This is a genomic window from Escherichia sp. E2562, from assembly GCF_005781075.1.
In the GTDB taxonomy this organism is placed as follows: domain Bacteria; phylum Pseudomonadota; class Gammaproteobacteria; order Enterobacterales; family Enterobacteriaceae; genus Escherichia.
This window is the reverse complement of the sequence record NZ_VATM01000034.1, coordinates 17211-30022: the sequence shown is the minus strand read 5'-3', so window position 1 is coordinate 30022 and position 12812 is coordinate 17211. Positions and strand designations below refer to the sequence as shown.

Here is a 12812-nt window from a genome sequence, read left to right as displayed (position 1 = left end):
TCTGCAGCTTCTGCGTTAATGTGCACCCCCACGGCAGAATGATTCTGCCTCGTGCCCCCCCAACCAGCCCAGTTCTTCCTCCTGGGCTGGTTTTTTTATAATTAAACACCCACAATTTTCTTCGTCAGCGCGTAGTCGATTAATAACCAGGATTGTGATTTTTCTGATAAGAACACTGACTGCAAATAAATCAGGGGAAAATAATTATGCATGAACGCGTTGGGTGAAATATAAATCATAGTATAAACGAACGCTCAAACATTGCCGCACTCCTTTGACTCCTGACTAATAATCACCAGACCTTAGTATTAAACTATAATTATATTCCGCATCGAATTATCCTAATCAGGATTTACTTAATGTGGTGTATTATACTTACCACTAAGGATGTTAAATTTGTCAGATACCCCAAAAAGTAACCTTTTATTTTAAATGCTGACGAACAACGTCAACTAAGTAATCAGGAAAATACGCGAGGACCGCGCACTAATGGAAAGCTGTACTAATTCTACACCACCTGTATTTGTCATGGCCCTGTGTGAGTATTTCACATTTGGGATGAAGAATCTTTTCTCCAACAACCACATTAACCTGTCATTTATCCATCGAATTGAGCAGGTCACTATCGGCCTGGATGATACGCTGACCATTATGTTAGTGCTTGATATGTCAGGGACGGAATCGCTACGAATATTCAAAGAAGCCGTTGATTTTCTTATCCAGATTAACAGTCGTAAACGCGTTGGCGTGCTGGTCAGTCGTTATAACTCCTATCTGACACATTACATCTCGCGCAAGTTTGCAGGTAAGGTCACTTTTTTTAACTCCCATAACCTGCACTCCGGTCTTTTTCAGCGCAACTTCCAGACCTGGTTACGGGGTAAAACATTTCGCCCCATGCATACGATTAATCGCTACCGGGACGAACGTTATGGTTTTTCCCTGAAAGAATGGATTTGTCTGGTGCTTCCCCTTGCCGGAGAGTCAATAGCGGAAATGTCCCGATGCATGAAAATACCGGAACCGACGCTGTATCAGATCAGACGCGGCGCGCTAAAAAAATTAGGGCTGAGTTCCTACCGGCAATTCTGTGAACTGTATATCAGAGGGGAAATCCGCACGGAAAACGACAAAATTTTAAGGCAGAAATACTGACGCGTTTTTTGGGTTCACAACGGCTGCGAGGCAGGGCTATCTCATCGCGGCCATAATTTGCAGAAGATTGTCAAAAATGGTGGCCATCAGGTTTTCAAAAAGTGGGCCAAAGGAGTACATCATCAGCGATAGCGCCAGCAATCCAACGCTAAGTGAAATAGGGAAACCGATCACAAAAACAGAAAGTTGCGGCGTCAGACGGTTAATAATACCAAGTGTCAGGTTAATACAGAGCAGTAACGCCACAATAGGTAACGCCAGTATCAAACCGCTACTGAAAATAAGCCCCGCCAGTTTTACAAAAGCCAGATAAGCAGACGCATTGGGTAACGTAGCCACAACGGGCAAAATATCAAAGCTGCGGGCGATAATCTCCAGAAGGTAAAGATGTCCGTTGGCGATTAAAAAGATCAGCGTAGCCAGTAAATTCAGAAAGCGGGCGACCACAGGCATATTCTGTCCACCGGCCCGGTCATAGAAGGTGGCAAATGAAAGTCCCATCTGCAGGCCGATAAGTTCGCCAGCGTGGCGGACAGCCACAAAAATCAACTGAATGATCAACCCGGTGATAAGGCCAATAATGAGCTGCCCCGCTCCCGTCAGAAATCCCTCATACGAAACAATACGAATATTGCTGTCAGGCAATATGGGGGCTATCTGAAAGGCTATCAGTGCCGACAGTGCAATTTTGACCTTTTTGTTGATCGATTTGTCATTAAAGATCGGCGCTGACGTAAAAAGAGCCAGAATACGCAAAAACGGGAAGAAATACTGACCGATATGCAGGTAGAGATCAGCCAGAGACAGAGTGAGCATAACTAGCGAATCAGATAAGGCAGGCTGTTAAACAACCCGTGCATATAATCAAGCATAACGCTTAACATCCAGGGACCAAGAGCAATAATGACCACCACAATCAGAAGGATCTTGGGAATAAAAGACAATGTCATCTCGTTTATTTGCGTGGACGCCTGAAGAATGCTGATAACCAACCCGGCAACCAGAGACGCCAGCAATAACGGCGCGGCAATCATCAGACCGACTTTAATGGCCTGGAATCCCATCGCCATGACTTGTTCTTCTGTCATCTCTTTTCCTCGTCAGCTAAAAAAACTTTGAGCCAGTGAACCAATCAACAACTGCCAGCCGTCGACCAGAACAAACAGCATCAATTTAAAAGGTAATGAGATTGTCGCTGGCGGCACCATCATCATCCCCAGCGCCATCAAAACACTGGCGACCACAAGGTCGATAATCAAAAACGGTATAAAGATGGTAAAGCCAATCTGGAAACCTGTTTTCAGTTCACTGGTGACAAACGCCGGAACCAGCAGACTTAACGGTACATCTTCCGGTCCGGCGAAGTTTTGCTGATGAGCGATGCGGGTATACAACGCCAGATCATCCTGACGCGTTTGTTGCAACATAAATTCCCGCAGCGGCTGAATACCTTTATCGATGGCGACCTGAGCGGTGATTTTATCCTGACTTAAAGGCATCCATGCGTCGTCATAGATTTTATTAAACACGGGCGACATGACATAAAAAGTGAGGAACAGCGCCAGACCTAACAGCACCTGGTTTGGTGGTGTTGATGACGTTCCCAACGCGTTACGCAGCAATCCCAACACAATGATGATGCGTGTAAAACCGGTCATCATCAGCAAAATAGCGGGTAGAAAGGTCAGCGATGTCAGCAGGACCAGCGTCTGTACCGGTAAAGACCAGCCTTCCCCACCCGCCGGGCGAGTTAACAGAATGTCGCTATTGGCAGCGAATGCGCTATGTACAGGCAATCCGATGCCAAACACCATGACCAACAGGCCACAGATAATCGACATTACCCGCCATGATGGTTTTATTTTATTGTGACTTGCCATAACGCCCCCGCAGACTGTTTGCCAGCACTGTCTGAAAACAGTCAACCAGCGAGCTACGGGACTGCGGTTGATCAACAGCCGCAAAATTTTCTTCGACCGTTTTTTTGTCGATGGCGCTCAGACAGGAGATCTTTTCTGCCGTCACGCCAAGCAGTAACCATTGATTTCCCACTTCCACAAGAACCAGGCGTTCACGCGGCCCCAGAGACTGGCTGAATTTAATATTTAACAGCGCATTGCGGCCATTTTTTTTCCCTGAAATACCGCCAGAACGACGTAAATACCAGAGTAAAAGAAGTAACCCGAATATTATCAGGCAGAGGATACCGCCGGTATGCATCCATACCGACGACATGCTGGTTGTTGAAGCGGTGGGTAAAACTGTATGGGTACTATTGATCATTATCTGCTCAGGCGATAAATACGTTCAGATGGCGTAATAATATCGGTAATACGAATACCGAATTTATCCGACACCACAACCACTTCTCCCTGTGCAATAAGATAACCATTAATCAAAATATCCAGAGGTTCACCTGCCAGACCTTCCAGCGCAACCACAGACCCCTGGCTCAGTGCCAGAAGTTCCTTGATGGTCATACGGGTTCTGCCAAGTTCTACCGTCATTCTGACCGGAATATCCATAACCAGATTCAGGTCAGAGGCAATAGCTTTCGCCCCGTCCATCACGCCCGTCGTTCCTGCGGATTCGCGCTGTTCTTCCAGTGCGTCTGCCCAGGCCGTATCTGCGGGAGTAGAGGTAGTGCCCGCCTGTTCATTCTTGCTCATGCGAGCTCTCCTTAGAAAAAGGTGCTAATGCTGTATTAAAAAGTTCTTCTACCTGCAAGGCGTACTGATTGCTTGCACTGCCATATTTCCCGGACAGTACCCGTACGCCATCAACATAAGCTTCAGCGATTTCAGGTTTATCTAACGGCAAAACATCGTGTTGCTTCAGGCTCATAATTTGTGACAGTCGCATCTGGACGTCGGATAAATTCACCACCAGTTCCAGTTCCGTATTTCTGACCTGTGAAGCCAGCGTATTACGCCAGTTTTGATCTTCCTGCCAGGCGTTTTCCTGTGGTGGACTGGTAAGCAAAGAACGTATTGGCTCAATAACGTTGAAAGGGATGCAGATATCCATCTGGACGCACTCTGAACCCAGTTCGATATAAAACGGTGTAGTAATCACAATATCATTCGGTGACGACGTAATATTGGTGAATTTCACCTGCATTTCTGAGCGAATATATTCTGTTTTAAGACCATAAACCGTACTCCAAGCAAAGTCATAAGACTCCAGAGCAATTGACAATATACGCTGAATAATACGTTGTTCAGTGGGGGTAAACTCCCGCCCATCCGCTTTTGTTTTAAAACGTCCGTCACCGCCAAATAAATTTTCCACCAACATAAACACCATATTGGGAGAAAAGACGAACAGTGCCGTCCCGCGCAAAGGTGACAGATGAATCAAATTAAGATTGGTCATCACAGGCAAGTTACGCGCAAATTCATGATAAGGCTGTACCCGAATATTACCGATAGTGACGTCCAGACTGCGGTGCAACACGTTGAACGCTCCGACACGAAACTGGCGGGCAAAACGTTCATTAATGAATTCCAGCGTGCTGAGTCGTTCATGAACAACGCGTCGTTGCGTCACCGGATCGTAAGGACGGATACCATCCTCAGGAGCCATGGCAGATAGAGTGTTTTCAGATGCGCCGTTACCATCGCCATTCAGAAGACTATCCACCTCATCCTGTGACATAATATTGTCAGACATAGCGATTACCGTAAAATAAAGATGTTAAATAAAACATCGGTAACTTTAACCGTCTGTTTCCCGGATAGTGGACTTGCCAGTTCTTTTTCAACTTGATGAACCAGTTGCTGTTTACCTTCGCGTGTGCTCAACTCCTCCATCGTCTGCTGTGAAAATAGCATAACAAGGCGGCTACGAATTTCTGGCAGGAAACGTTTTAACAATTCCTGGGAGCGAGGATCTTTCAGACGCAGCGTCAATCCAACATACAGAACATGTTCTGTTCCATCGACACCAGGCTTCAGACTGACAGTAAACGTATCCAAAGGTGTATAAATAGGTATTTCAAACGTTTCCTCTATTTCTTCAATTTCCTGCTCTATTGCGCCTTTTTTAACATTGTTCTTTAAACTCTCCAGTTCTGTCCAGGTATAACCAAAACATGCGCTGGCAAAAACAAATGCCAGGACGGTCAGCGCTATGCGACCTTTGCTTTTTTTGCCACTCTGAGTGGTATCCAGATTCTTTTTTGACATCACAAAAATATACTCAGTAATTTGCACCCCGTTACACCCGGGACAGGTGCTGTATTCTATTACATAACCTGGTATTAATAATCCGGCAAAAAAATGTCGCTGCTGGCATTAAATTGATAGATAGATTTGACTTCAGACAACATTGTAAACGTTTGCCTGCATCCTTAATGAAAATGAATGTTGCAGAAATGATAAAAAAACACCACCTACGTGAGATTTATAACCAGTTGAATTTTAATATAATTAAAGATCAGGATCGATATCAACAGCCCGCAAAGAAGCAAGTTTAAACCCGGAAAAAATACCACCATAATAAAACAACAAAGCCCGGGAACCGGGCTTTCAGATAAATAACAAAATAAATTTATCAGACAAAAGTATTTATTCCGCCGGAACGACTGATCGTATGCAGAATTACGCCTGGTTCATCCGGTACGCTTTCCACACCATCATCGGATTGCATATCCTGTTCTGCTGTCTGATTTTGCGAACCGTTCTCCCACGAAGGTCTGGAGTCCGCAGCAACATTGGTTTGCCCAAGAGAGATCCCTGATTCTGCAAGGGAGTTTCGTAAATGAGGCATCGCCGTTTCAAGCGCAGCGCGAACCTGATGGTCGGCTGCGGCAAAATGAAGCTGCACCTGATCATTATTTATCCGCAGACTAATATGCAGACTACCAAGATCTTCCGGGTGCAATCTCAGCTCCGCATGATGAATCCCTTCACGAGTAAAGCAAGCCAACTGCTGACTCAAATTCTGCTGCCATTCCGTAGTCCCCACAGACGCTGTCAATACAGAGGGCTGCGCAGATGGGGATACCCCCACAGGCTCACGGATTTGAATGCTCATATCCCCAATGGTTGGGATATGAAAAGCATCCGCTGTATGACTTTCCTGATGTTGTACAGGCATCTGTTCCGTCGGTTGATTCGCCACCGCCGAATCCAGAGACGTTGCCAATTGTTCCGATGACTGAGGCAGTGTATGACCGGTATTGGTGGCCGACTCAAGATGCAAGGAATCGGGTTTTAATGGCAGCGATGAAGATGGATGAGCAACCGGTTTACCGACTTTCCCCGCAAACTCTGAATAGGCAACGGCTTTATTCAACGTTTGCGAATGGCTGGTATCGAAAGCATTATTTTGTACTTCATCCCCATTCTGTTCTGCTAAAAGTTCAGTTTCAGGCAAACTAACATCGGAACTCCCCTTTTCCGTTTGGGACGCCACATTTTCAGGCGACACCGACGTATTTTTCAGGGCGGTAACCAGTCCATTGCCTTCAAACATCGGTGACGCTGTCATTTCCTGGTTTATACCTGTTTCTGGTAATGGTGTACTTTGCGCCGGAAGCAGGTAAAACAGATTATCCATGACACCAGAGTGCTCCCCTTCAGGCGATCCTTTCCCTTTTTCTTCCTCGTTCGGTAACAGATTTACTGTCCCTTCCGACGGAAGATGAGGCTTCGGGATGGCGCCAGGAAGCAGTTTGCTGTCGAGTTCTGCGGCAAATGATGACGTGTCTGTGTCATTCTGCGTTACAGCGTGTCCATGCCCCAGATTGCCAATATTCATAGGTAAAGAAATTACCTGCATTTTATTTTCCCCTCTGGCTGGCGCGGCGGGCAAATTCATCCATCATTTTTTGTTCCTGTCGGTTTTCTTTCAATATACGCTGGGCTTCGGCCCGGCTTTTTAATGTTTCAAATGCGTTTAACCGCTGACGATCTTTTTGCCAGTCACTGAGCGAGGCATCGACAATCTGTTGGCTGTTGTTCACCTGGTTTACCTGCTGCAAAACGACCTTTTCCAGCGCACCAATAAAACTTTGCCATGACTGGAGCGTAGACACTGACATCCCCTTATCGGCAATGGTGTTTTGCAGTTGGCGACGATATTCAGATTCGTATGTCTGTAATTGTTGTAAACGTGAGACTTCATTCTCATGCGACTGGCGCGCACGCCCCAGTCGCACCGTGGTGTCATTGAGTTTCTTTTCGGCCAGATCCCGCAAAACATCCATTGGTGCTGACGTTGCCATGATTATTCACCTGCTTCAGGGCCTCTGTTATCCGGGAATAACGCATCGAGCTGGCGACATGAAACATCATATTCCTGGCGTTCATGGATGCCCTGTTGCAGATAGCGTTCCATTTCTGGATATAAGGTGATCGCCTGATCCAGTAAAGGATCGCTGCCTCTGGCATACGCCCCTACGCTGACCAAATCCCGGTTCCGCTGCCACGAGGACAGAAGTTGTTTAAAACGCTGTACCTTTTTAAATTGCGCTGGTTGCGTAATTTCCGTCATCACACGGCTGATAGAAGCTTCAATATCAATGGCCGGATAGTGGCCTGATTCCGCCAGTCGGCGTGACAGAACAATATGTCCGTCGAGAATGGCGCGAGCGGAGTCCGCAATCGGGTCCTGCTGATCGTCGCCTTCCGTCAATACGGTATAGAATGCAGTGATTGATCCACCGCCACGGATACCATTTCCGGCTCTCTCCACCAGGGCCGGTAAACGGGCGAAAACAGAAGGCGGATAGCCTTTGGTTGCTGGCGGTTCGCCAATGGCTAATGCTATCTCACGTTGCGCCATCGCATAACGCGTCAGCGAATCCATGATCAGCAACACATTTAATCCACGGTCACGGAAATCTTCCGCAATACGGGTTGCATATACCGCCCCCTGCATACGCAGTACCGGCGATACATCGGCAGGCGCAGCAATAACCACCGAACGCTGTAAGCCATCCTTTCCGAGGATATTTTCAATAAAATCTTTGACTTCACGGCCTCGTTCGCCGATGAGTCCCACAACCACCACATCAGCGGTGGTATAGCGCGCCATCATGCCTAACAGGACACTTTTCCCGACACCGGACCCCGCGAACAGCCCCATACGCTGGCCTCGTCCCACGGTCAGTAACCCATTGATCGCCCGAACGCCGACATCAAGCACATTGCGAATAGGATCGCGTTGTAACGGGTTAAACGGAGCGGTAAATAATGTTGCCCGATCACTATTACTGGGAGGAGGAAGGCCATCCAGTGGTCGCGCACTGGCATCCAGCACACGCCCCAATAATCCAGGCCCAACAGGAAGCTGCTTGCCTTGTGTTAACTTATCACCGCTATCCGGCGCCCAGACTCTGGCGCCAGGCAAGATGCCGTCCACATGTTCCAGCGGCATCAGATACAGCGTTTGTCCACTGAAACCAACAACCTCACTTTCTACACAACGAATACCATCCGGGCCGTCACGTTCAACAATGCACAGCGTTCCGATGGGTAATTTTAGTCCGGTGGCTTCCATCACCAGTCCAGTCGCGCGGATCAGCCTGCCGTACTGACGAAAAGCGGGTAACGTCGTCATCCGCGTTTCTTGCTGTTCCAGAGCACCCAGCCAGTTTTTGAGATGCGAAGTCATACACCGCCCCTGTTACGAGCCAATTGACACAACGACTGCCAGCGGGTTTCCAGCGAGGCATCCAGTTCCCCTTCTTCCGTACTGATCCGACAACCGCCGGGTAGAAGATGAGGATCGGCACACAATTCCCAGTCATAGGCTGAGAGTAACGTCTCAAGCTGCTGGCGTACCTCTTCTGGTTCTTCCGCACTGATGGTCAGGCGAAATTTACCTTTCAGTAAACTATCTTCGTTGAGTAGGGTACGGATGTGATTCATCAGACTGGTATGCATTTTATCCGTAACGCCCTGCCCGCCCAACAGAGTACGCACCGCCATCAGCGCCAGTTGCACCAGGCGGGCAGGAATGACGCTGTCCATGTTTTCAACCGAGATCTGGAAACTTTCCATCACGCGGGAAAACTGTGAATTTAACAGCGATTGTTGAGCATGTATTTCCGCTAATCCTTGCTTAATGCCTTCGGCTTTTCCCTGTTGCAATCCTTCTTCGTAGCCGCGGCGGCGGCCCTCTTCTTCGCCCTTTACCAGTCCCTGCGTAAACCCTTTTTGCCCTTCCTGTTGGCGAACACGAGCAAGCTCTGCCTGCCGGTCCGGGTCAGACATTGGGTCTGCATCTGCATGATTTTCAGACTCCAGGTTTGGCCATGAGGAACTGCCCTGCCCGAGCAGATCATCAGGCCGCCAGGGTTTCCAGGTTGTCTCAGACGTAGACATCCTCACCTCCGCCAATCACCATCTCTCCGACTTCCACCAGACGACGTACCACCAACAGAATGGATTTCTGTTCTGCTTCAACCTGGGTCATACGTACCGGACCACGGGAATTGAGATCATCACGCATAATTTCAGCCTGACGTTTGGACATGTTGCTGAAGAACTTCTCACGCAGCGCCTGATCAGCGCCTTTCAACGCAACCAGCAGAGACTCGCCATCGACTTCCTGCAGCAGGCGCTGGATGCTGCGGTCGTCCATATCCACCAGATTTTCGAACAGGAACATCTCGTCAATAATTTTTTGCGCCAGTTCAGGATCAAATTCACGGAATGCAGTAAGCGCCGCTTCTTCCTGCTGAGTTTTCATCAGGTTGAGAATTTCAGCCGCCGGACGAACACCACCCATATTGTTGCGCTTCAGTGACTGACCGTGGAGCAGATTGTTCAGTACATCCGTCAGTTCTTGCAGTGCCACCGGCTGGACGCCGTTAAAGGTGGCAATACGCAACATAATGTCGTTACGTTCGCGTTCTTCGAATTTCGCCAGTACGCTTGCTGCCTGAGCGCGTTTCAGATGCACCAGAATGGTCGCAATAATCTGCGGATGCTCTTCCCGAATCAGGTCATACACCATATACGGTTCCATCAGACCCAACGTATCGATACCGTTGTTTTCACTATGGGCATCCAGCAGATTATCCAACAAGGCTTCGGCCTGGGATTCACCCAGCGCTTTCACCAGAACATTGCGTAAATACTCATCCGCATTGATGCTGATGGACGCATACTCTTCTGAATCGCGTTTGAATTCACTCAGCACCTGAGCAATCTGCTCATGGGTATAAGAGTGAATACTGACAATAGCAGTGCTTATCTGTGCCACCTCCTGAGGACTGAGATGGCGGAAGACGTCGGCGGCGCGGTCATCGCCGAGCGTTAGCATAATAATGGCGCTTCGCATGGCAGCATTCATGATGGTTTCTGCTCCTTATTCATCCACTGGCGAATAACCAGTGCAATAATCTGCGGTGCCTCATCGGCCATTTCACGCAGTTGCTGAGTAGTAAGCTCGGTATCCATGCGCTGTTGAGCCTTGGCAAGTTCGCTGTGTTCTTTTTTCTGCCGCTGCGCCGTTGCTTCGGCCTGACGTGCTTCTTTTTCCATTTCGAGCCGCTGGAGCAGCATTTCCTGATGTTTCACCCAGAATGGCCATACGGCTTTACGCCACAGCATCCAGGCAACCAGAGCGACTAAAAGATAACGCAGTACGCTAAGAACTAACTGAATGACATCCTGCTGTTGCCACAGTGGAAGAGCGACATCTTTGTCTGACTGGCTAAATGGTGTGTTAACCACATTTACCGAATCCCCACGGGAAGCGGTATAGCCCATTGCCTCTTTAACCAGATCGTTGATTTGCTTCATCTGCGCTGGCGTCAGAGCCGCCGGTTCTCCGGCTTTTCCTGGCAGATAATTGATAACAACCGCGACCGACAAACGTTCCACATTACCCGTGTTGCGGGTGATATGTTTTAGCGTTCTGTCCAGCTCGTAATTGGTAATGTCGTCATGGTTCTGACTGTAAGGTTGTAGGTTTTGGCTTACCGTCTGAGGCGCCGGGCGTGTCGCGCTATCTTTGGCGCCGCGTGCTGGCGTTGAGGTGGTAATCGGTGCGGTGGCGGCCGTAGGCGGTAGATTACTTAACGCGCCAGGTACTCCTCCAACGCTGCTTTTCCCGCCCTGCTCATCATGAACAACGTGGCGGCTGCGGATAGACATCTTGTCTGGCGACGTGTTGGGGGCATATTCCTCAACAGTTTGCTCATTCTGGGTGAAATCCACTTGCGCCGTAACTTGCGTACGAACGTTGGCGCTGCCTACAACGGGTGTCAGAATTGCCTGAATACGGTTTTGATAGTCATCTTCAACTTCGCGGATATATTTAAGCTGTGTTGTCTGGGTATTGTGAGTGTCACTGCCGGAAAGCAAATGGCCAGACTGATCCACAATGGTGACATGAGCGGCATCAAGGCCAGAAACCGCGCTGGCTATCATGTAACTGATGGCGTTGACCTGGCCTTCATCCAGTGTTCTGCCATTTTGTAAAGTAAGAGTCACTGAAGCAGTAGGCGCTTTTTGTTCGCGGACAAACAGTGACGGTTTCGGTATTGCCAGATGAATACGGGCGCTCTGTACTGGACCTAACGTCTCAATAGTACGAGCCAGTTCACCTTCAAGCGCACGCTGGAAGTTAACCTGCTCGTTAAACTGGCTAATACCAAATTTTTCCTGGTCGAGCAGTTCAAACCCTACAGAGCCACCTTTCGGCAATCCCTGCTGTGCGAGTTTAAGACGGACCTCATAAACCTGGTCTTCCGGGATCATGATGGCGCCGTTATGGTCAGCAAAGCGATAAGGAACCTGCATCTGGCTAAGCTGAGTGACAATCGCTCCACCGTCCTGTTCGCTAATATTACTGTAGAGAACTCGATAAACTGGCCCTTGCATCCAGAATAGCAAGGCGACAACAATTGAAATTGCTGCCGCCGCTGTGATCATAAAAATAATTCTGGGATTTGCCCGAATTCGTTCCAGTAGTGCCTTAAAATCAAAGGGACTATTTTTTTTATTACCCTGGGTTGTGGCATTCATGCCATATTCCTGTAAAGTTAAATGGTACGACTTCAACGCAGGTGTCATATTGCAGATGCAGATGAACAAACTGGTGATGAGTATTATTCGCGACAATTTTTCATTTCAGAAAATTTGCCAGATAAGAATTATCGCCTGAAACAGCCCTAAACCTAATCTGCAATAAGAACAGGTTTATGCTGACTTTTCCCACAATGCTGCTGAACTTCCGCCATGATAAAGTACGCCTAAATTAAACAGAGCTGATAAGACATCAGTATCAACTATCTGTTGTTAAGTGTCAGTAAGGTGAAATAACAATATGTCCCTAAATACAATCAATGGGGTAGTAAATCAGATCCAGCGTCAGGCAGGCCAGGTTTCTGCAATGCAGAATCAGCTTGCTCTGACAGAATCAAATGACACAGAAAATAAAACGCAATTTTCTGATGTGTTATTTAACAGCCTCAATAATATCAGCCAGCTCCAGAATCAGGCCAAACAAGGCTCTGAAGACTATCTGGCAGGCGTGCCGGGAGTTGGCTTAAATGATGTTATGGTTTCGATGCAGAAGTCATCTGTAGCACTTAACCTTGGTGTTCAGGTACGCAATAAAATGGTTAGCGCGTATCAGGACATCATGAATATGGGTGTCTGATTGTCGATTTTTCGTTTTAGTCACTCCGTTAATCC

General features: G+C 48.0%; 15 protein-coding genes. 2 read left to right on the top strand and 13 right to left on the bottom strand.

Annotation, left to right across the window (positions count from 1 at the left end; genetic code table 11):
• Positions 1 to 489 precede the first annotated feature (489 nt).
• Positions 490 to 1155 carry a hypothetical protein gene (locus tag FEK43_RS22575; protein ID WP_130209639.1) on the top strand — a complete coding sequence of 222 codons (666 nt, stop codon included), beginning with the start codon at positions 490 to 492 and terminating at the stop codon, positions 1153 to 1155.
• 36 nt (positions 1156 to 1191) lie between these two features.
• Here FEK43_RS22575 and fliR read toward each other — a convergent pair whose 3' ends face one another.
• The 13 genes from fliR to fliF all read right to left on the bottom strand — a co-directional run bounded on the left by fliR (position 1192) and on the right by fliF (position 12140).
• A complete protein-coding gene (gene fliR / locus FEK43_RS22570) occupies positions 1192 to 1971 on the bottom strand; it encodes a flagellar biosynthetic protein FliR (RefSeq protein ID WP_130209637.1) in 780 nt (259 codons plus the stop codon).
• A 2-nt stretch (positions 1972 to 1973) separates the two neighbouring features.
• Positions 1974 to 2243 carry a flagellar biosynthesis protein FliQ gene (fliQ, locus tag FEK43_RS22565; protein ID WP_130209635.1) on the bottom strand — a complete coding sequence of 90 codons (270 nt, stop codon included), beginning with the start codon at positions 2241 to 2243 and terminating at the stop codon, positions 1974 to 1976.
• Between the two features lie 12 nt (positions 2244 to 2255).
• Positions 2256 to 2969 (bottom strand): flagellar type III secretion system pore protein FliP, encoded by a 714-nt coding sequence (gene fliP / locus FEK43_RS22560; RefSeq protein ID WP_130209659.1) that lies wholly within the window; start codon positions 2967 to 2969, stop codon positions 2256 to 2258.
• A gap of 49 nt (positions 2970 to 3018) precedes the next feature.
• A complete protein-coding gene (gene fliO / locus FEK43_RS22555) occupies positions 3019 to 3438 on the bottom strand; it encodes a flagellar biosynthetic protein FliO (protein ID WP_130209633.1) in 420 nt (139 codons plus the stop codon).
• Entirely contained in the window at positions 3438 to 3824 is a 387-nt protein-coding gene (fliN, locus tag FEK43_RS22550) for a flagellar motor switch protein FliN (protein WP_130209631.1), read from the bottom strand. Before fliN ends, fliO begins: the two co-directional genes overlap by 1 nt.
• Complete coding sequence (fliM, locus tag FEK43_RS22545; RefSeq protein WP_130238200.1) at positions 3811 to 4827, bottom strand: flagellar motor switch protein FliM; 1017 nt, start codon at positions 4825 to 4827, stop codon at positions 3811 to 3813. Before fliM ends, fliN begins: the two co-directional genes overlap by 14 nt.
• Positions 4828 to 4832: 5 nt before the next feature.
• Positions 4833 to 5369 (bottom strand): flagellar basal body-associated protein FliL, encoded by a 537-nt coding sequence (fliL, locus tag FEK43_RS22540; RefSeq protein WP_240780281.1) that lies wholly within the window; start codon positions 5367 to 5369, stop codon positions 4833 to 4835.
• Positions 5370 to 5709: 340 nt separating this feature from the next.
• Complete coding sequence (locus FEK43_RS22535; RefSeq protein WP_165382797.1) at positions 5710 to 6939, bottom strand: flagellar hook-length control protein FliK; 1230 nt, start codon at positions 6937 to 6939, stop codon at positions 5710 to 5712.
• 1 nt (position 6940) lies between these two features.
• Positions 6941 to 7384, bottom strand: a complete 444-nt coding sequence (fliJ, locus tag FEK43_RS22530; RefSeq protein WP_130209625.1) for a flagellar export protein FliJ — start codon at positions 7382 to 7384, stop codon at positions 6941 to 6943.
• A 2-nt stretch (positions 7385 to 7386) separates the two neighbouring features.
• Positions 7387 to 8775, bottom strand: a complete 1389-nt coding sequence (fliI, locus tag FEK43_RS22525) for a flagellar protein export ATPase FliI (RefSeq protein WP_130209623.1) — start codon at positions 8773 to 8775, stop codon at positions 7387 to 7389.
• Positions 8772 to 9488 (bottom strand): flagellar assembly protein FliH, encoded by a 717-nt coding sequence (locus FEK43_RS22520; protein WP_130238202.1) that lies wholly within the window; start codon positions 9486 to 9488, stop codon positions 8772 to 8774. Before FEK43_RS22520 ends, fliI begins: the two co-directional genes overlap by 4 nt.
• Positions 9475 to 10461 carry a flagellar motor switch protein FliG gene (gene fliG, locus FEK43_RS22515; RefSeq protein ID WP_130209619.1) on the bottom strand — a complete coding sequence of 329 codons (987 nt, stop codon included), beginning with the start codon at positions 10459 to 10461 and terminating at the stop codon, positions 9475 to 9477. The genes FEK43_RS22520 and fliG overlap by 14 nt, the downstream gene beginning before the upstream one ends.
• Positions 10458 to 12140: a flagellar basal-body MS-ring/collar protein FliF gene (gene fliF, locus FEK43_RS22510; protein ID WP_130209617.1), complete on the bottom strand. Its 1683-nt coding sequence runs from the start codon at positions 12138 to 12140 to the stop codon at positions 10458 to 10460. Before fliF ends, fliG begins: the two co-directional genes overlap by 4 nt.
• A gap of 301 nt (positions 12141 to 12441) precedes the next feature.
• Here fliF and fliE point away from each other — a divergent pair, with 301 nt between their 5' ends.
• Positions 12442 to 12777 (top strand): flagellar hook-basal body complex protein FliE, encoded by a 336-nt coding sequence (gene fliE / locus FEK43_RS22505; protein ID WP_130209615.1) that lies wholly within the window; start codon positions 12442 to 12444, stop codon positions 12775 to 12777.
• The last annotated feature ends 35 nt before the right edge of the window (positions 12778 to 12812 follow it).

Bases quoted from the DNA above. Each gene is read 5' to 3' on its own strand.
- FEK43_RS22575 (WP_130209639.1), top strand. From the start codon at position 490: ATGGAAAGCTGTACTAATTCTACACCACCTGTATTTGTCATGGCCCTG.
- fliR (WP_130209637.1), bottom strand. From the start codon at position 1,971: ATGCTCACTCTGTCTCTGGCTGATCTCTACCTGCATATCGGTCAGTAT.
- fliQ (WP_130209635.1), bottom strand. From the start codon at position 2,243: ATGACAGAAGAACAAGTCATGGCGATGGGATTCCAGGCCATTAAAGTC.
- fliP (WP_130209659.1), bottom strand. From the start codon at position 2,969: ATGGTGTTTGGCATCGGATTGCCTGTACATAGCGCATTCGCTGCCAAT.
- fliO (WP_130209633.1), bottom strand. From the start codon at position 3,438: ATGATCAATAGTACCCATACAGTTTTACCCACCGCTTCAACAACCAGC.
- fliN (WP_130209631.1), bottom strand. From the start codon at position 3,824: ATGAGCAAGAATGAACAGGCGGGCACTACCTCTACTCCCGCAGATACG.
- fliM (WP_130238200.1), bottom strand. From the start codon at position 4,827: ATGTCTGACAATATTATGTCACAGGATGAGGTGGATAGTCTTCTGAAT.
- FEK43_RS22535 (WP_165382797.1), bottom strand. From the start codon at position 6,939: ATGCAGGTAATTTCTTTACCTATGAATATTGGCAATCTGGGGCATGGA.
- fliJ (WP_130209625.1), bottom strand. From the start codon at position 7,384: ATGGCAACGTCAGCACCAATGGATGTTTTGCGGGATCTGGCCGAAAAG.
- fliI (WP_130209623.1), bottom strand. From the start codon at position 8,775: ATGACTTCGCATCTCAAAAACTGGCTGGGTGCTCTGGAACAGCAAGAA.
- FEK43_RS22520 (WP_130238202.1), bottom strand. From the start codon at position 9,488: ATGTCTACGTCTGAGACAACCTGGAAACCCTGGCGGCCTGATGATCTG.
- fliG (WP_130209619.1), bottom strand. From the start codon at position 10,461: ATGAATGCTGCCATGCGAAGCGCCATTATTATGCTAACGCTCGGCGAT.
- fliF (WP_130209617.1), bottom strand. From the start codon at position 12,140: ATGAATGCCACAACCCAGGGTAATAAAAAAAATAGTCCCTTTGATTTT.
- fliE (WP_130209615.1), top strand. From the start codon at position 12,442: ATGTCCCTAAATACAATCAATGGGGTAGTAAATCAGATCCAGCGTCAG.